Annotated in this window: 15 protein-coding genes; 11 read left to right on the top strand and 4 right to left on the bottom strand. The window is 59.5% G+C overall.

Annotated elements, in window-relative coordinates:
• Window positions 1-65: 65 nt before the first annotated feature.
• Complete coding sequence (locus AC1DYF_RS05220) at window positions 66-506, top strand: MarR family winged helix-turn-helix transcriptional regulator (RefSeq protein ID WP_477875620.1); 441 nt, start codon at window positions 66-68, stop codon at window positions 504-506.
• 76 nt (window positions 507-582) lie between these two features.
• Here the strand turns inward: AC1DYF_RS05220 and AC1DYF_RS05215 are convergent, their stop codons facing one another.
• Window positions 583-1,329 carry an SDR family NAD(P)-dependent oxidoreductase gene (locus AC1DYF_RS05215; protein WP_477875619.1) on the bottom strand — a complete coding sequence of 249 codons (747 nt, stop codon included), beginning with the start codon at window positions 1,327-1,329 and terminating at the stop codon, window positions 583-585.
• Between AC1DYF_RS05215 and AC1DYF_RS05210 the strand changes: the two genes are divergently transcribed.
• The 3 genes from AC1DYF_RS05210 to AC1DYF_RS05200 all read left to right on the top strand — a co-directional run bounded on the left by AC1DYF_RS05210 (window position 1,286) and on the right by AC1DYF_RS05200 (window position 4,120).
• Window positions 1,286-2,068 carry a TetR/AcrR family transcriptional regulator gene (locus AC1DYF_RS05210; RefSeq protein WP_477875618.1) on the top strand — a complete coding sequence of 261 codons (783 nt, stop codon included), beginning with the start codon at window positions 1,286-1,288 and terminating at the stop codon, window positions 2,066-2,068. The two genes, AC1DYF_RS05215 and AC1DYF_RS05210, sit on opposite strands and share 44 nt — an antisense overlap.
• A gap of 167 nt (window positions 2,069-2,235) precedes the next feature.
• Window positions 2,236-3,171 (top strand): ribose-phosphate pyrophosphokinase, encoded by a 936-nt coding sequence (locus AC1DYF_RS05205; protein WP_477875617.1) that lies wholly within the window; start codon window positions 2,236-2,238, stop codon window positions 3,169-3,171.
• A gap of 85 nt (window positions 3,172-3,256) precedes the next feature.
• Window positions 3,257-4,120: a hypothetical protein gene (locus tag AC1DYF_RS05200; RefSeq protein ID WP_477875616.1), complete on the top strand. Its 864-nt coding sequence runs from the start codon at window positions 3,257-3,259 to the stop codon at window positions 4,118-4,120.
• A 318-nt stretch (window positions 4,121-4,438) separates the two neighbouring features.
• On the opposite strand, the gene AC1DYF_RS05195 is transcribed toward AC1DYF_RS05200, so the two are convergent.
• The 3 genes from AC1DYF_RS05195 to AC1DYF_RS05185 form a co-directional block, all read right to left on the bottom strand.
• Window positions 4,439-5,158 (bottom strand): substrate-binding periplasmic protein, encoded by a 720-nt coding sequence (locus AC1DYF_RS05195; protein WP_477875615.1) that lies wholly within the window; start codon window positions 5,156-5,158, stop codon window positions 4,439-4,441.
• Between the two features lie 31 nt (window positions 5,159-5,189).
• Window positions 5,190-7,553, bottom strand: coding sequence for a putative bifunctional diguanylate cyclase/phosphodiesterase (locus tag AC1DYF_RS05190; protein WP_477875667.1), 2,364 nt, complete (start codon window positions 7,551-7,553; stop codon window positions 5,190-5,192).
• Between the two features lie 229 nt (window positions 7,554-7,782).
• Complete coding sequence (locus tag AC1DYF_RS05185; protein ID WP_477875614.1) at window positions 7,783-8,385, bottom strand: 50S ribosomal protein L25/general stress protein Ctc; 603 nt, start codon at window positions 8,383-8,385, stop codon at window positions 7,783-7,785.
• A gap of 521 nt (window positions 8,386-8,906) precedes the next feature.
• Between AC1DYF_RS05185 and AC1DYF_RS05180 the strand changes: the two genes are divergently transcribed.
• The 7 genes from AC1DYF_RS05180 (at window position 8,907) to AC1DYF_RS05150 (ending at window position 18,471) form a co-directional block, all read left to right on the top strand.
• Window positions 8,907-10,361, top strand: coding sequence for a hypothetical protein (locus AC1DYF_RS05180; protein WP_477875613.1), 1,455 nt, complete (start codon window positions 8,907-8,909; stop codon window positions 10,359-10,361).
• A gap of 124 nt (window positions 10,362-10,485) precedes the next feature.
• The gene (locus AC1DYF_RS05175; RefSeq protein WP_477875612.1) at window positions 10,486-11,922 is read left to right on the top strand and encodes a hypothetical protein; all 1,437 of its coding nucleotides are present in this window, start codon (window positions 10,486-10,488) and stop codon (window positions 11,920-11,922) included.
• A 123-nt stretch (window positions 11,923-12,045) separates the two neighbouring features.
• Complete coding sequence (locus AC1DYF_RS05170; protein WP_477875611.1) at window positions 12,046-13,479, top strand: hypothetical protein; 1,434 nt, start codon at window positions 12,046-12,048, stop codon at window positions 13,477-13,479.
• Window positions 13,480-13,616: 137 nt separating this feature from the next.
• Window positions 13,617-14,579, top strand: a complete 963-nt coding sequence (locus tag AC1DYF_RS05165) for a helix-turn-helix domain-containing protein (RefSeq protein WP_477875610.1) — start codon at window positions 13,617-13,619, stop codon at window positions 14,577-14,579.
• A gap of 64 nt (window positions 14,580-14,643) precedes the next feature.
• Entirely contained in the window at window positions 14,644-15,357 is a 714-nt protein-coding gene (pth, locus tag AC1DYF_RS05160) for an aminoacyl-tRNA hydrolase (RefSeq protein ID WP_477875609.1), read from the top strand.
• 43 nt (window positions 15,358-15,400) lie between these two features.
• Window positions 15,401-15,844 (top strand): GNAT family N-acetyltransferase, encoded by a 444-nt coding sequence (locus tag AC1DYF_RS05155; protein ID WP_477875608.1) that lies wholly within the window; start codon window positions 15,401-15,403, stop codon window positions 15,842-15,844.
• 296 nt (window positions 15,845-16,140) lie between these two features.
• The gene (locus AC1DYF_RS05150; RefSeq protein ID WP_477875666.1) at window positions 16,141-18,471 is read left to right on the top strand and encodes a methyl-accepting chemotaxis protein; all 2,331 of its coding nucleotides are present in this window, start codon (window positions 16,141-16,143) and stop codon (window positions 18,469-18,471) included.
• Window positions 18,472-18,476 lie beyond the last annotated feature (5 nt).

Raw genomic sequence — 18,476 nt, 5'->3', positions numbered from 1 at the left:
CTATTGCGCGGCCGATAATTGCTATATGACATAGCAATATGGATTTGGCAAGACATGGACCTCGCATGAACGACACGCCACCAAAAGTCAGACTGGACGACCTGATCGGCTACAATCTCCGCCGCGCCTCGGCACTGATGATGAGCGACTTCGGCGACATGTTCGCAAGGACATTTCTCAGGCCGACGAGCTTCAGCGTCGCTTGTGTCATCGACGAGCAGCCGGGCATCACCTCGGCCGAGATCTGCAGGCTGTTGGGATTGCAACGCGCCAACATCGTCGCCCTGCTGGCGGAGCTGGATGAGCGAAACATCATCCTCAAGCGGGACGACGAAGAGGACAAGCGCATCCAGCGGCTCTATCCTAATCCGGAAAAACGAAACGAGCTCGACAGCTGGCGTGCCATGGCTGCACGGCACGAGCAGCGAATGCTCGCTCGACTGAGCTCGCAAGAGCGAGACCTTTTCCTCGACATGCTGCGCCGAATCTGGCGGGAGCAGGAATGAGGCCGGGCGTCGTGCGCCCGACCTCCTTGACCGTCAGCGGCTGGCCACAAGGGCGCGCCCGCACTTCACACTCTGGTCAGCCGGCATTCTTGCCGCCGTCGGCGCTGTAGATCTGGCCGGTGACGAAAGTCGACTTGTTGGAACCGAGGAAAACGATGACATTGGCGACTTCGTCGGCATGGCCGATCCGCTTCATCGGGATGCTCGCCGCCAAGGATGCCTTGACCTCGTCGCTGCCGGCAAACCGGTTCAGCATTCCCGTCTCCGTCGCCCCCGGCGCCACGGCGTTGACGCGAATGCCTGCCTCGGCAAGCTCGAGCGCCGCGGCCTTGGTCAGGCCTTCCACGGCGTGCTTGCTGGCGGTGTAGATGGAGGTATAGGCGGCGGCGCGGTGGCCGAGCAGCGACGAGACGTTGATAATGCTGCCACCGCCATTGGCCTTCATCGCATTGATCTGATGTTTCATGCCAAGCACCGTGCCAACGACATTGGTGTCGAAGGTTTCGGCAATGCTGTCCGCGGTCTGGTCGGTGATCGGCCCGATCTGCCCCTCGGTGCCGGCATTGTTGACGGCGACATCAAGCCGTCCGAATCGGGTCACGGTCCTGTCGACAAGCGCCCTCACCTCGTCCTCATGACGCACGTCCGCCTTGACGAATTCCGCCTCCGTGCCCAGGCCGCGCAGCTCGTCGGCCAGCGCCTCGCCCGCCTCCTGCCTGCGGCCGGAAACCACGACCTTGGCGCCTTCGCGGGCAAAGGCGACTGCGGCGGCACGGCCGATGCCGGTCAGTGCCCCGGTGATGAGAACCACTTGTTCGCTCATATCTGGAAAACTCCTTGTTGGACGATGCGTACCTTCAGAACTGCATCCACCGGAAAAATACGGACGTACATATTTTAATTCAAGACCTATCAATACGCTCGTACATATTTTTCTCGATTCGCTTGACGAAACCGCCCCGCTCCACCACTTTGTCGGCATGTCCAGAACATCGAACAGGGATAAGATTCTCGAAGCAGGCCTGCGGGTCGTTCACGAGCATGGCTACGCCAATGCCAGCGTGCGTGACATCGTCGCCGCCGCCGGCGTGCCGCAGGGTTCGTTCACCAACCATTTCGCCTCCAAGGAAGCATTCGGCCTGGAGATCATCGATCGCTACCTGGCGGCGACGAGAGATGTGCTGGAAAAGACGCTGCTCGATGACACGCGCCCGCCGCTGCAGCGGCTCGAAGCCTGCATCGACACCGGCCGCGATCTCTTGAATGGGGATTGCATGCGCCGGGGCTGCATGCTCGGTAATTTCACCGCCGAAGCCTCGGTGGACAGCGAGCAGATGCGCAACAAACTGCTATCCGTTTTCGACGAAATCGAGGCCGCCTACGCCTATTGCCTGCGGGCGGCGATCGAAGCGGGCGAAGTCCCCGCTGATCTCGACGTGACGGAGACGGCTGCGCTGATCCTGCAGTCCCTGCAAGGTGCGAACCTGCTGGCCAAGGCGCACCGCGACCCAGCGCCGGTCGATCGCTTCAAGAAAACGCTATTTGAGAAAATCCTGAAATAGGCCGACCTGGGCAGCGCGGGCGTTTGTATTTCTCGTGACATAGAAGGATGCGATCATATCGACATGGCCGTGGCAAAAGGCCGATTTGGAAAACCGTTGAATCCGCTTGCATTCAAGCGAAAGCTGGTTATTAAGCCCGCATCCGGCATGTAAACAGGCAACGGGTCATGAAGGTTTTCTCGGGCAATTCCAACCGGCAGTTGGCCGAGGCGATCTGCACCTATTTGAATGTGTCACTTGGCAAGGCAAGCGTCCGGCGGTTCGCCGACCAAGAGATTTTCGTCGAAGTTCAGGAGAATGTGCGCGGCGAGGACGTCTTCGTCATCCAGTCGACCTCCTACCCAGCCAACGACAACCTGATGGAACTGCTGATCATGATCGACGCGATGCGCCGGTCGTCGGCGCGACGCATCACAGCCGTTCTTCCCTATTTCGGTTATGCCCGCCAGGACCGTCGCGCCTCTGGCCGCACGCCGATTTCAGCCAAGCTGGTGGCCAACCTGATCACCGAGGCCGGCGCCCACCGCGTACTGACGCTCGACCTGCATGCCGGCCAGATCCAGGGCTTCTTCGATATTCCGACGGACAACCTGTTTGCCGTGCCGGTGCTGACGCGTGACATCAAGTCGACCTATGATCTCGACAATGTCGTCGTCGTGTCGCCGGATGTCGGCGGCGTGGTGCGTGCCCGCGCGCTGGCCAAGCGCCTCAACGATCGCAACCTCGCCATCGTCGACAAGCGCCGCGAGCGCGCCGGCGAATCCGAGGTCATGAACATTGTCGGCGACGTCCATGGCAAGGACTGTCTACTGATCGACGATATCGTCGATTCCGGCGGCACACTCTGCAACGCTGCGGATGCGCTGCTCGCCAGCGGCGCCAAGAGCGTCACAGCCTACATCACCCACGGCGTGCTTTCCGGCGGCGCGGTTGACCGCGTCTCTTCGTCGCAATTGCGCGAACTGGTCATTACCGATTCCATCCAGCCGCCCACCAGGGTGCTGTCGGCGCGCAATATCCGGGTGATTTCCACGGCACCGCTGATCGGCGAGGCGATCAATCGCACCAGCCTCGAGGAATCGGTGTCGAGCCTGTTCGACTGATAATTTTTGGGGAAGAGTCGGCAGGGCAACTGACATAATCCCGGTATAATTGATAAAATGAAACTCTAATGGGGTGGAGATTCATTTGGCACTGACTGCAGACGATATTCTCGCTCTGCCGGCGTTGCACGATCACGTGCAGGCGCAATCGGCAAGAATGCTTCATATGTTCAGCAGCGATTCCCGGCTGTCGGCGACATTCGCGACGCAACAGCGCTGGCTGATGTCCCATATCGGCCTGTCGCTGCATTTTCGCGCGTTGAGCAGCGGTTCCGGCGGCGGGCTCTACCTGTCGAGCTTCCTCGAAGGAGTAGAGCAGCACCGTGTCGCCAGCCGCAATACGGCCGACGCTTACATCAAGGAACTGGTGAAATACAAATATGTCACGCTATCCGTAGCCACCCATGACCGGCGGCTTCGGCCCATGCTGCCGTCGCAGCCGGCGATCGACATGCTGGCCGGCTGGCTGCAGTCCCATCTTTTCACCCTCGACGGCCTGACCGACGGCCGTCGGTTCGCGACATTCCAGGCAAACCCATCCGCCCTGGTTGGAGTCCAGCCGCTGGTCGCCGACGGTCTGCTTGCCGCCAAGGCGGTGCGGCAGCCGGACAAGACCTTCTCGCTATTCACCTGGCTTGACAATGGCGGCCTGGTCATGGACTGGCTGATCACCAATATGGAGCAAGCACCCCTCGAAGCCGAACGCGTCCGGGTCGGGGCCTTTTCTGTCGGCGAAATGGCCGCGCATCTCAGCCTGTCGCGAACCCACCTCGCCCGCAAGCTGAAGGAGGCCGAGGACCTTGGCTCGATCGGCTGGGAGGGGCGCCGCGGACATTCGGACCTCTGGGTGTCGGCCGGCTTCCGCCAGGAATATATCACCGCGCAGGCTGTCAAGCTCGCTATCATCGACCAGGCCTGGGAAGCGGTACTCGGGCCGCAGAGCAGCTAAATTACGGTGTTCCAAAAAGAATATGCAAGGGGCCTATCGGCGTGGCCGCCAGCCTCCTGATCACAACGGTCTATGGCTGCCTTACGGAAAATCCGATCGCGGACGCACATGCATCCGCTCGAAAACGCAATCCCAGATTACATCCAAAAATGGTCTTTTGCAGCATCGCGGTTTCAATTGACCAGGATCCCGGCCAGACGTAATCGTGAAGCGTCGCGAACCGGCATGGCACCCGAGTCCAATTGCCCTGCAGCAAAGCCGCGCGTGACCCCAACCGGCTTTGCGCCTCGGGTGCCGTTCGCGGCAGTGCTGTCGGTATCAGTTGCTCTGCTGATCGAGCCCGTATTGTTTGAAGAGCCGATCCTGCGTCCCGTCATGGATCAGCCGGTTGAGGCTCGTCTGCATCTTAGCGATATCCTGGTCGGCGACGCTCTTGTTGCAGGCGATCGAATAGATCTGTTCGGTCAGCAGGAGCACGGTCTCGACATGTACGCCGTCGCGCTTGAGCTTGTCGTAATATTTTTCCGAAACCGGCATCAGGTCGATCCGGTCGGCGAGCAGTTTCTTCAGGGTAAGATTGAAATCACTCGCCAGGTCAACCTTGGGGAACTTCTTCTCCTTGAGCAGATCAGCGGTGAAATCGCCGCGCTGGGTGCCAACGACAAACTTCGTCGCCTCCGCGAGTGTGCCAGGATTGATACCGGAGCCGCTCCTGCGGATCAGAACCGTGCGGTCGAGGAGCAGCGGCTCGACCCATTTGAAATGCTTGTCGCGTTCCTGGTTATGTACCGTCGTGAAGATGCAGGTCATATCCTGCGTCTCCGCCAGCGCCAGCGCATGCGCCCATGGCATCATTTCGATCGAATATTTCAGGCCGGCGTCTTTCATCAGCAGGTCGACCTGGTCGACCGAGGCGCCCTTGTAGGCGCCCGCCTCGCGATAGGAGAAAGGCGGATATTCCTCCGTCACCAACTTGAGGGGATCGGCATGAGCCGTCGTTGCAACAAGCAAGCTCGAAAGAAGAATCCAAATTTTCAAGGCACGCTCCTGTCTCGTGATATCCACATGTCTAAGATACAAATTGCTTTGCCGCCGGGATGCGCCCTTCCGGCAAGGCATATTTCTCGATGATGTCACGGCTCGGCACTGGACGGCTGAACAGATAGCCTTGACCAGCATCGACGCCCATCTGGGCCAGCATGTCCCGCTGCTCCGCCTTTTCTATACCTTCGGCGACAACCAGGCAGTTCATCTGGTGGGATATGGTATTGATCCCTTCAACCAGCATCCGGCTCTTTTTGCGCGCCAGTTCCCCGTCTTCAGTGAGCGAGCGGACGAAGGACTGGTCGATCTTGATAATGTCGACCGGGAATTTGTGCAGGTAGCTGAGCGACGAATAGCCGGTGCCGAAATCGTCGAGCGCCACGCGATAGCCGGCCTTGCCGAAAGCTTCGATGATCTGCTGGATCAGTGGATTGTGATGCATCAGCACCGCTTCGGTGATCTCGATGACGATATTGCGCGGCGACACGCCATAGCGCATCAGGGTCATCATCATCTTTTCCGGCAGGCCGGGCTCGAACTGCAGCGGCGAGATATTTACGGAGACATAGATCTGCCGCAGCGCTTCATACTGCTGGAGATGAGCCAAGTGCGCCACAGCCTTTTCGAAAATGCGGTCGCCGACGCGGATGATGGCGCCGGTCTCCTCGGCATTCTGGATGATGCCGGCAGGCGGTATGACGCCCTGTTCCGGATGGATGAGGCGCATCAACGCTTCGAAGCCGGCAACACGGCCGGTCTTGAGGTCGAGGATCGGCTGCAGATAGGCGTCGAACCAGTCTTCCTTGAGCCCCGTTTCGATATAGGCTTCGATCTTGGCCCGGTTGCGGGCGGCATTGGCAAGCGTCGGGTCGAAGAGCCGCGCGCCGTTCTTGCCGTTGCGCTTGCGTGCATACATCGCGAGATCCGACTTCTGCAGCAATTCAGCACCATTCTCGGCATGTTCCGGATAGAGCGCCACGCCAATCGAAGCGCTGAGATTGACCGTCTGCCCATCGACCTCGAAAACCTGCTCGATGGCGCGGCTGATTCGGTTCGATACGTCGAGCCCTGTCCGCTCTGCGGCAGAGGCCGACAACAGGATGGCAAATTCGTCACCGCCGATCCGCGCGATCGTATCGACGGAGCGCAGTTGCGAGCGCATCCGCGCCACGACCTGCTGCAGCACCCGGTCACCGACACCGTGGCCGAGCGTGTCGTTGATCCACTTGAAGCGATCCAGATCGACGAACAGACAGGCGAGCGCAGATTTATCGCTGTCTGCAACCTTGATCTTTTGCTCGAGAGCATGCTCGAAGCCCTGGCGGTTGAGCAGGCCGGTCAGGTGATCGGTGATCGCCTGCAGGTGGTTGCGCTGCTCGGCGGCCTTGAGTTCGGTGACGTCGGTCATCACCGCCAGCGACAGTTCGCCCTGCATCTCGCTTTCGGCGACCGTTGCTTCCATGATCAACACGTCCAGGAAGCTGTCGTCTGCGCGGCGGAATTTGACCGTGATGCCGCCGGCAACGCCATGGCGTGCCTCGTAGATCGGCCGGTCGGTGTCGATAACGAAACTCTCGAACGACTGCCCGATCACGTCATCGCGGTCATAGCCGGTCGCACGCAGCCAATAGTCGCTGACCGCCGTCAACCGGTCGCCGGCGTCCACCGAGTAGAGCATGGCCGGTGTCCGGTTATAGATATCCGTCGCGCGTTCGTGGGCCAGCCGGATCTGTCGCTCCTCGGCGGCCAGATGGTCCTGCATTTCATTGAAATTGGCGGCGAGCGTGCCCATTTCGTCGCCGGAAACCCAGTCGACCTTATGGCGAGAGCCGAGCCGTCGCGTCGCCTCGATGGCCGTGGTCAACCGCGCCAGCGGCTTGATCACCAACTGCCGGTTTCCGACGATCGCCGTCACGAAGACGACGAGCACGGCGAAGACGAAGATGGCGATGATAGCCCATTCGTCTCGATAGGTGCCGTCGAACAGCGACCGCCGCGCGACATACATGTCGATCTGGCCGACGGTCTTGAGCCCCTCGATCGTCCGATACGTGATCGGCAGGGAGAGGCGCGTGGAATTGCCGACATCGGCCTTCTCGGGCATCGCCACGTGAATCTGGCCCGAGAGATCGTGGACCGCGATCTGCACGACGACGTGGCTGGCTGCCATTGCCTTGACGATCTGCTCGACGCTTTCGTCATCGAAATCCCAGAGCGGCTTGCCGAGCGCCTTGGCGTTCGCCTCGATCATGATCTGGCTGCGGTCGGCGGCGTCCTTGGCGGACCTATCCTCGGAGAGATGGAAAAACAGGACGAAGAGAGGCGCGACGACCAATACCAGGACGGCAAAGATGATCGAAATGAAGCGGTTCTCGACTGAATGCGTCAGCATCGGCGCAATTCGACCCCTGGAACTTCCGCAACGCGAATTTCATACCGTGGCTGATGCGTGCCCCCCAGCCCCTTCGTCCGCGTTCTTACACCAGCATGTCTTAAATTCTGCTGAAAACCGGAGCCGCAATTCTATTCACGGTCCGGGCGCACAAAACGAAACCCCGCCGGCAGGGGAACCGAGCGGGGTCAATCGTTCTTTGATGATGCGGGAGACCCGCCTTACATCAGGCCTCGGCAGCAGCCTCTTCGGTAACGCCGGCGGCCGGAGCGACGATCGTGGCGATCGTGAAGTCACGGTCGGCGATAACAGGGGTCGAACCCTCGGGCAGCTTGACCTGCGAGATGTGGACGCCGTCGCCGATCTTCAGGCCGCTGAGGTCAGCGGTGAGGAATTCCGGGATGGCATTGGCCGGGCAATGCAGCTCGACTTCGTGGCGAACGATGTTAAGCACGCCGCCGATCTTCATGCCGGGCGACTTTTCGCCGTTGACGAAGTGGACCGGCACTTCAACGGTCACATTGGTGGTCGCCGACACGCGTAGGAAATCCACATGCACAGTGGTATCCTTGACCGGGTCGAGCTGGTAGTCCTTCGGCAGGACGGAAATCTTCTTGCCGTCGACGTCGATGGTTGCCACCGTCGTCATGAAACCACCGGCATGGATCTTGAGCGTCAGCTCCTTGACCGGAAGCGCGATGGAGATGGGGGCCTGCTTGTCACCATAGATGACGGCAGGAACGAGGCCGTTGCGGCGAAGTTCGCGGGAGGACCCCTTACCAACCCGATCGCGCAGCTCGGCCTTGAGCTCGTAAGCAACGTGGCTCATGGCTATTCCTTTCTAGTGTTATGGAGGGTCCCCGGCATAGTTTTGACGCCGAAAACCGGCCTGTCTTGCGACAAACCTCCACCGTGCCTCCAAGGGTGTCCCGGTGGATGGCGGCGCTCATATAGCAAATGTCGGGTGAACGCAAGGCGCTCTCGAATAACCGTCACGCTCAGACGTTAGGATCAAAACTCAATGAGGATAGGTGTTGTGTTGGCCGGGATGGGATTGAATGGAAGCAAACAAGCGCAAGGCAAGACCTGAGGTCTTGTCGAGCATTGTTTGCAATCAGGCGGCCCATCCCGGCCAACCCGGAGGGCAGGCTGGATTTTGTTCCTGCGGGCGTCGGAAAGGTTTGAAAATGGTCGGCATTTCCTGCACCTTTCCTCCTACTCAGAAACAAAATCCAACCTGCACAACACCTATCCTAATTGAGTTTTGATCCTAAAGCTTCAGTCGGCATTGACGCTCTCCAAGCGAGCGGGCAGAGTGCCGGGGGAAAACAGGTATTTGGAGGTTCTACCATGCGCGCTGCGCTGTATTCAACCGTTGCAATTGTCGTGGCTTTTTCGCCCATGCAGGCCAGAGCCGCCGACGTTTCGGAAGCCGGCGCCAAGCAGATCTTCGACAAACTGACTTACTATCTGCCGAAGGACATTGTCGACAGCGGCTTCCTCAAAGTGACGCCGAGCACCCAGCGCTATGAGGTCTCGGTCGATATCGCTCCCTTCCTGAAGAACCTGAAACCCACCGAATTCGCCATCAACGGGCTACGTCCGTTCGTGCAGTTCCTGACACCGCAGGATGACGGTACCTGGAAGACCGAGGCGAACGACAACCTCAACGTTTCCGGCTTCTTCACCGCCGAAGGCAAGAAATCGAATTTCACCTATTCGATCGGCAAATATTCTTACGAATCCCTCTTCGATCCGCAGCTCAGCTTCTTCCGCACGTCGAAGGCCACTGTGAATAAGCTCCAATTCGCATCGGACAATGGGCCGGGCAATGTCCAGGTCGGCATCGATTCCTACACGGGCGAATCCCACACCGACAACGTCAACAATGGCTTCGCCGATCTCACTGCGGTCCTGAACGCCAAGGGTTTCAGTGAAATCATCTCGGATCCGAATTCCGGTCCGGTTTCGATCACCGCCGAGAGCCTCGACGGAAACGTCAAGGCCGACAAGATCGGCTTCGCCCCAATGCGCGACCTGATCGTCTTCGCGCTCGACAAGTTCAAGGCGAATACGAAAACGCTGACGGCCGACGAAAGCGCCAAGCTCAAGGTGCTGCTGAAGGCCAACGTGCCTTTCACCGACAATCTGGTCGAGGACATCAAGTTCCACAACATCAATATCAGCGCCCAGAACATGCAGATGAAGCTGGCGGATATCGGCTACAAGGTCGATTTCAACGGCATCAAGCCTGACACGCGCGTCGGCTTCGAATTCAGCGCCAATGACCCGACCGTGCCGGCCGGCCTCCTGCCTCCGGGCACGGAGGGCGCAGTGCCGAAATCAGTGAGCTTCGGCGTAGCCATCACCGGCCTTAACGTCGAGGGTGTCGTCTCCTACGCGCTCGAACATGCTGACTTCACCAAGGACGACCCGCTGACGGCAGCCGACTCCGCCGCGATCGACAAGATCATCCTTCCCGATGGCAGCATGCACATCGAATTCACCAATGTCTTTGCCAAGTCTGATGTCTACGACGTGTCGCTGACCGGCACGATGCTGGTCAACCCCAATGACAGCGACAGGCCCGAAGCCGACGTGACGATCAAGGCGCGCGACCTCGACAAGACAGTCAACTACCTGCAGGCCAATGCCGCCAAGGTGCCGCAATACGGCCAGGCCTCCTTCGGCCTGCTGATGATGAAGGGTTTCGGCAAGCAGGAAAGCGACGGTTCGATGACCTGGAACGTCAAGGTCGACAAAGCCGGCAAGGTGACGATCAACGGTCGCGAAATGCCGCACTGAGCGGACTATATTTTTTCATGAAAACGCCGGCCTTGCGCCGGCGTTTTTGTTCCCGCCATGGTTGACCGCGTCCTGATTTTTTGAACAGAGTGCGGTCAGCCTGACGTAGCCGGGAGCATGTTTTATGAGGTATTTTGCATATTTAAGTTTCTTTGTCCTCGGCTTAACGCCGCTTGCGGCGAATGCAGCTGATGTTACGCGTGAGAATGCGAAATCCATCGAAGCACAGATTGCCAGCCTGTTGCCTCCCTCGTTCCGGGCAGCCCTCAAGATATTACCCGCCGGCAACCGCTATGACACCCGGATCGATATCAAGGCCGTCACCGACGCCGCAGAGACACTGCTGAATATTTCCGAGATGACCCCGATTGCCGGCACGATCGCACCACGAAGTGATGGTCTCTGGATTCTGGCCGCGCATGGCGGCCTGCATATGAAGGGCGAGGTCATGGACGAAACGAGGGGCTATCACCTGGAGTTCGACGCCGGAGATTATCAGGCAGACGCTTTATATGATCCCGTCCGCCTCTATCCCTTGCACGCCAATCTGCATTTCAAAGATTGGAAATATTCCAATGGCAGCCCAACGCAGCGCAAGGAAGAGTCTGCACACGACTACGTTTTGAAGCTCACGACTACCGATCCGAAGGCCGGCAAGGTCGATGCAATGTTGAATGCCGTGACAGAGAACTTTCGGATAAGAGTAACCGGCCAAGAGTTTCACGGTCAGCCGCTGGAAATCTCGGGGGCCTCCGTCATCGACACCGACAATGTCACGGGTATCGACCTGGAAACCGTACAACAGGTCTTCAAAATGTTTGTGGTGAATGGCGCACCGTCGCTTGGTGCCTTGAATCCCGAGCAGAGGCAGGAGCTTTCCAACCTCCTTAAGCCGGGCTCCTCTCTGTTCTCCGGTCTGATTGAAAACTCCTTCATTTCCAAACCGAAAATCACATTTGGCGGTCACGAAGTTTCTGCCGACTTGATCAGAATCGCGGTCAGACTCAGCGCTGACAGACCGGGTGTGGCGACTGCGACCATGGCGATGGAAAAGCCGCTGCTCAAGCCCGGCACTTTTCCACATCCTGTCGAATTGGCGATGCCGGACGAAGCCGGTTTTGGCATGCGCTTGAGCGACGTTAAAATTCAGGACGCGCTACGCGCATTCTTCACGCGACCGACTTTCACCGATGCCCCCGACTCAGAGGACTGGGTATCGAACATATTATGGCGACCGGGGACTATGCGCCTTGATTTGGTCGGCACGTACATGCACTCGCAATATTATTCAGCAAACGTATCCGGCTGGATTTCTGTAAATCTCGCCCTGCCGAACCCCTGCCCCGAGATGGATGTCACCGTCACTGCCCACGGTCTGGACAGGACAGTCTCATTCCTGCAGGCCAATGCCAACACCGTACCTTGGTTCGGCGATGCATCTTTCTTCCTGCTGATGGCAAAAGGCATGGGTGAGCCGCAGGGCGACGGCTTGATGATCTGGAACATCAAGGCCGACAAAGCCGGTAAGCTGACGATCAACGGCCATGAAATGGCGCATTGAGCGCACTGTCCCACGCGTCTAAACGCCGGCCTCGCGCCGACGTTTTTTGTTCCCGCCATGGTTGACCACGTCCTGGTTTTTTGAACAGACTGTGACCAGTCTGAAGTCAGCCGGGGCATATTTATGAAGATTTCTGCATATTTCGCCAGTGTTATTATGGCTCTCATTCCTGTTGCCGCGAAAGCCGCAGTGGACAAGAACGTCGATGGCACGCTTGGCATCGAACGGCAGCTGAAAAGCGCCCTGCCGGCTACGCTTCGCGACCTTCTCCAAATCTCGCCCGAAGGCGACAACCGATATCGAGCGCATGTCAACCTGGCGCCGGGCCTGACGCAATTGAAGAGCATTTTCCAGATCACGGAAATGACGCCGCTCGACTTCCTTTTCGACAAGGCGGTCGGCCAAACCTGGAATATTGCAGCGCATGGGCAAGCCATGTCGGTTGTCGGCGATACGTTCTGGACTGGGCAGACCGCGCATTTTCAGTACCTTAGCGGTAGCTACGACCTGACTGCCGCTTTCGACGAAGCCGTCCGATCGACGACCGCCAAGCTCATGATCAAGGATTTGGACATTAGCAGCCATAGCGCGAACAATGAGCAATTGAGTTCAAGTTCGATCAAGGACTACAGAGTGGTAGCGAAAGTGGCGCATGGCGAAAAAGGTCTGGTGCAGGGCTCGGCAGAAATAACCTCGCAAGCGGCACGGGAAATGCGCAAATTCCGCGGGCTGCCGGACGAATATGTCCTGCAGGCCAAATCGGTTCATGATCTCACGTCGTTTGCAGGCTTCGACGCGGGCGGACTGACCAGCATCGCGACCGCTCTCATGCAGAAGGACGATCCGATAAACACCACCATAGTGAAGTTGATTGTCGCGTTTCGGGACCATCCTTCTTTGTTGGAAAATCTCGATGATCACGCAACTTGGGATGATGACGAACTGTCATTTCGGGATATCAAGCTGTTCGCGAACCACATCGAACATCATTTGAAGTTTTTCGGCACACCGCAGGACTATGCAGTCGGTGTCGATCTGAGCGTCGATCACCCAACTGCAAAGCCCGGCCGCTTTCCGCACGCCATTGAGCAGGCCATGCCTGACAAGGCGGCATTTGGTTTCACCTTAAGGCGGCTTGATCCTGAGGCAGCCCTCCTGACTATGGTGCGAACGCAGCGCCTGCAGAACAAGGCAAAGCGCCGCAGGGACATCGCGCTCGCGGCCTTTTCGCATGGGCTGAAAGTGGACTTCCAGGACACTTATGCCCGATCCCAATTCTACGACATTACTCTCTCAGGATCGCTCGATCTCAATCTCGCCGATCGGCGCGATCAGGGCGAAGCGAATTTCACCATCACAGCCCGCGATCTCGACAAGACCGTGAGCTTCCTGCAAACCAATGCCAACAGCGTGCCGCAGTTCGGCCAGGCATCCTTCTTTGTCCTCATGGCTAAGGGTCTTGGTAAGCAACAGCCGGATGGCACGATCGTCTGGAACGTCAATATCGACCGCTCCGCGGCCGTCACCGTCAATGGGCGCCCGTTGCCTCGCTTCTGACGTTACGGCGCTGTCGCAAATCTGCGACAGCGCCCCGCCTCGCGCGACCAAAGGAATGACCTAGATCAATTGGCTTCTCATCCCGTTGTGCTAATGTTCAGCCTGCATGAGGAGAACTGGCGCTCTGGGAGGAGCCAATGGCTGCAGCCAATCAGCATTCCGATTTGGTCTACGCGATCGCGCAGGCAAAATCCGCCGGCGCAAGCTCGCCGATCACGGCCTCCTGGCACCGCTGCCTCACCCGCCACAAGCTCTCGCCGGAGGAAATTCGCGGCCCGGTCCGCCTCACCGAAGCGGAGTTTCAGGAAGTGATCGAACATTCCGGCCACGTCGTCGAGGAAGCATCGCGCGAACTCGACTGGCTGTTTTCCATGGTTGGCAAGGCCGGCTGCTGCCTCGTCTTTACCGACAGCAATGGCGTCGTGCTGGATCGCCGCGGTATCGCATCGGAAGACAAGGATTTTCGCGATCTCGGCCTGTGGACCGGCAATGACTGGAGCGAGGCGAGCGCCGGCACCAATGGCATCGGTACCGCGCTTGCCGATGGCCGCATCGTCACCGTCTATCGCGATCAGCATTTTCTCTCGGCCAATATCGGTCTTTCCTGCGCCACGGCCCCCGTGCGCGACCATAAGGGCCAGATCATTGCGGCCATCGACATCTCCACCGCGCGTCAGGACGCAACCGAGATGATCATGCCGGTCTTGGCGCAGGCCGTGCGCGACACGGCCTCGCGCATCGAGGTCAACCTCTTTCGCCGCGCCTATAGCAGCGCCCGCATCGTCATGGTCAATTCAGTCTCGCATGCCGGCTCGGCCCTGCTCGCCGTCGACCGCGACGACATGGTGCTCGGCGCCACCCGCGCCGCCCGGTTGGCGCTGAAACTGGACGACCATATGATCGACGACGGCATACCGGCTGCCGATCTGCTGCGCGAGCATGCGGAACCGGATGGCCGCGACCTGTTGGAAGCCGAACGAGCCGCATTGCGGCGGGCGCTGTCGCGCAACAATGGCAATGTCTCGCTGACGGCGCAAATGCTCGGCATCAGCCGCGCCACCCTGCACCGCAAGATCAACAAGCTCGACCTGCATCACTGAGCGCTGTTGACTTTTGCCTGATATGTCGGCCTAAACGGCGTAGGAACGACATACAGGCAGCGCCATGCTCATCTTTGCAGGCCTCGGCAATCCCGGCGGCAAGTATCAGGACAATCGCCACAATATCGGCTTCATGGCGGTCGACACGATCCACCGCAAACTGCCCTTTGGCCCCTGGTCGAAGAAATTCAAGTCGGAGGTTTCCGAAGGCGAAATCGACGGCGAGAAGGTGCTGCTGATGAAGCCGCAGACCTTCATGAATCTCTCCGGCGAAGCGGTGGGCGATGCCATGCGCTTCTATAAGCTGACACAGGCCGACATCACCGTCTTCCATGATGAGCTCGACCTGCCGGCCGGCAAGGTGCGCGTCAAGGTCGGCGGCGGCAATGGCGGCCACAATGGTCTCAAATCCATAGACGCGCATTGCGGCCGCGACTATCGCCGCGTTCGCCTCGGCATCGGCCATCCCGGTGTCAAGGAATTGGTCCACGGCCATGTGCTCGGCGATTTCTCCAAGGCCGACCTTAGCTGGCTCGAACCGCTGCTCGATGACATCGCGCTGAACGCCGGCCTAGTGTTCAAGGGCGACGCCAGCCAGTTCATGAACAAGCTGTCGGGCAACGCGCCGGAGCAGAAGAAAAAGCCTGATGCCGCCGAGAAGCCGAAGCCGGCAACCCAGTCGCATGTGCACCAGGCACGCAACCACAAGCCCAATCTCCCCACCTCCGGCCCGATGGCCGACATGTTGAAAAAGCTGTTCGGCTCCAAAAGCGAATGATGACGTCACATCTGTGTCATGACCGACTGGCTAAGGTTCTGACATGAAGAGCGAAATCCGTGCCGCGCGCCTCGACGATCTCGATGCGCTTCTCCTTCTCTACCATCACCTCAATCCCGCCGATCCGCCCTTGCCGCGCGCAGCTGCGGAGGACAGGCTGCGCGCCATGCTTGCCCAGCCCGGCATGACGATCCTCTGTGTCCAGGCCGGTGAAACCGTGGTCGCGACCTGCACCCTCATCATCGTCCCCAACCTGACGCGCGGCGGCGCTTCCTACGCGTTGGTTGAAAACGTCGTGACGCATCCCGGCCACCGGCAAAACGGTCACGGACGGGCCGTCATTCGCAACGCGATCGACTTGGCCTTCGATGCCGGCTGCTACAAGGTGATGTTGCTGACCGGCCGTGCCGATCCGGCGGTCCATCGGTTTTATGAAGGCTGCGGTTTTACCCAGAGCAAGACCGGCTTTCAGATTAGAAACAGATAAAATTCAACAATCTGAAATTTCAATTCCGCGCAAAGCACCACAAAGAAGCGTCGTGCTCGATCGTTTTTCCGGGAAATATCAGTATATTTTACGGATTTTGACGGGTCTCTATTAATTCTGTTTCAACAAACAGCTGCCTATCCTCGGCCACTCCGTAACCATTGCAGCAATGCCGCAACGCAACGCAGCAACGCGGAAGAGAGATGGCGGTCTCAGCTGGCCATCATGATTTTTTTCGGATCGGCGGATTTGATGTGGGGCACACCCGTCCGCTGGACAACGACATAGGGGCCGACGTGACTCTCTCCATTCGCAATACGCTGATCGGGTTGTTCCTGATCCTGAGCGCAGCGATCTGCGTTCTCACCGCATCCGCAGCTTTGGATGCCTATAGCCGCCACACGGTATTCAATGAAGTCTCCCAGTTGACCCAGTTGGACCGTGCGCTGTTCAAGACGCTTGCAAAATTTCGCAACGAGCGCGGTGACGGTGCCTCCGCCGTCACCATGGAGCTCGGTACGCTCGATGCGACACTCGACTCGCTGAAAAAGGATCGCGGCTTTGTCGACCAGGCCATGGCCGAAGCGAAATCCGTCTATGCGACGATCGACAATCCTGATCTGAAGGCACCGATCGCCGACGTCATGAACGTCTTCGATCAGGTGATCGCGTTCCGCAGTGACATCGATAATGCCCTGACGCAAAAACTTGCCGATCGCGACAAGGGCCTTCAGGACAAGTGCCTCACGCTCGGCCAGCAGTTGCTGACCGCACTGGAAACAGGCTCGACGGCGACCGAAGGGCAGATTCGCCTGCGTGACCCGTCCATGACCGCAATGATCGAAGTCCGCGCCCTTGCCTGGACGTCGCGCGCCACTGCCGGCGCCGCCAACCTGGCAATCAACACCACGCTGGCCTCGGGCCAAAAAATGACGGCCGCAGACCTGGAGAAGATTGCTGCAAGCGACAATACCGTGGCAGCCCTCTGGAAGGCCGTCGGCGTGCTGGTCGATCATCAAGATACGCCACAGAACGTCAAGGATGCCTATCAGGCCGCGGCAACGGGCTATTTCGGTGGCGACTATGCGCCGCACCGCGCCGCCCTGATGCAGAAGCTGGCCGCAGGTGCAAAGTCTCCAGAACCGATCGACCAATGGCGCCCGGTCGGCAATGCAGCGCTGCTGTTCATTGCCAATGTCGCCGCCAGCGCCGCCGACGGCATGGTGGATGAAGCAGGGGCCAGCCAACAGCAGGCGTTCAGCGCCATGCTCGGCTACCTCGCAATCTTCCTGGTTGCTGCCGCTCTCAGCATTGCCGGCATCTTCGTCATCATCCTGCGCGTAGCGCGCCCGATCGGCACGTTGACCCGCAACATGCACGCCCTTGCCGACGGCGACCTCGCCATCAAGATCGGCGGCGCCGAGCGTAAGGACGAAATCGGCGAAATGGCTCGTTCGGTCGAAGTCTTCCAGAAGGCCGCTGTCCACAACAAAGCGCTGGAAGCCGAAGCCGAAACCGCCCGCACCGCCTCCGAGCGCGAACGCATCGACGTGCAGCGCCGCGCCGAAGCCGATACCGAGGCCCGCCTCACCCAGGCCACCGGCGTTCTGGCAAACGGCCTGCGCAGTCTCGCCGCCGGCGACCTGCAATGCGAAATCAACACCGAGTTCGGCGCCCAGTTCGAACACCTGCGCCACGACTTCAACACCTCGGTACGGCAGTTGCGTGAGGCCATGCGCGGCGTCGGCCAGACGGCCGCCCAGGTCCGCACCGGCAGCGCCGAGATTTCCAGCGCCTCCGACAACCTCTCCAAGCGCACCGAACAGCAGGCAGCCTCGCTGGAGGAAACCGCCGCGGCGCTTGAACAGGTCACGGCCAATGTCAAGTCGACGTCCATGCGCGCCGGCGAGGCCCGTGATCTCGTCCGCGGCACCCGCAGCCAGGCCGAAAGCTCGGGCAAAGTGGTCAGCGACGCCGTCGACGCCATGGGCAAGATCGAGCATTCGTCGAAGCAGATCAGCCAGATCATCGGCGTCATCGACGAGATCGCCTTCCAGACCAACCTCTTGGCGCTCAATGCCGGTGTCGAGGCCGCCCGCGCCGGTGAAGCCGGCAAGGGCTTTGCCGTCGTCGCCCAGGAAGTGCGCGAACTCGCCCAGCGCTCCGCCAAAGCCGCCAAGGAAATCAAGGCTCTGATCGGCAATTCGGAGATCGCTGTCAGCGAAGGCGTGCGCCTCGTCAGCGACACCGGCGCCGGCCTCTCGGCCATCGCCGAGCTCGTCCAGCAGATCAACCAGCACATGGACGCGATTGCCATCGCGGCCCAGGAACAGTCGATGGGGCTCGGCGAAATCAACAGCGCCGTCAACCATATGGACCAGGCAACTCAGCAGAACGCCGCCATGGTGGAACAGATGAACGCCGCCGGCGCCGGCCTTGCCGAGGAAAGCGCCCGTCTCGGTGACCTGCTCGCCGCCTTCCGTACTGGCGAAGCGGCTGCCGCTCCCGCCCGCCGCCCCGCCCCGACGCCGGTCGGCAAAGCGCCGGTTGCAGCCCAGCGCGCCATGCCGGTCTCGCGCGGCAATGCGGCGCTCAACCAGCTGCAGCAGCAGTGGACGGAATTCTGATCCAT

The sequence above is a fragment of the Rhizobium sp. P2_G9 genome (assembly GCF_056403475.1).
Note: the sequence above shows the minus strand (reverse complement) of the source record. Positions and strands in the feature narration are given on the sequence as shown.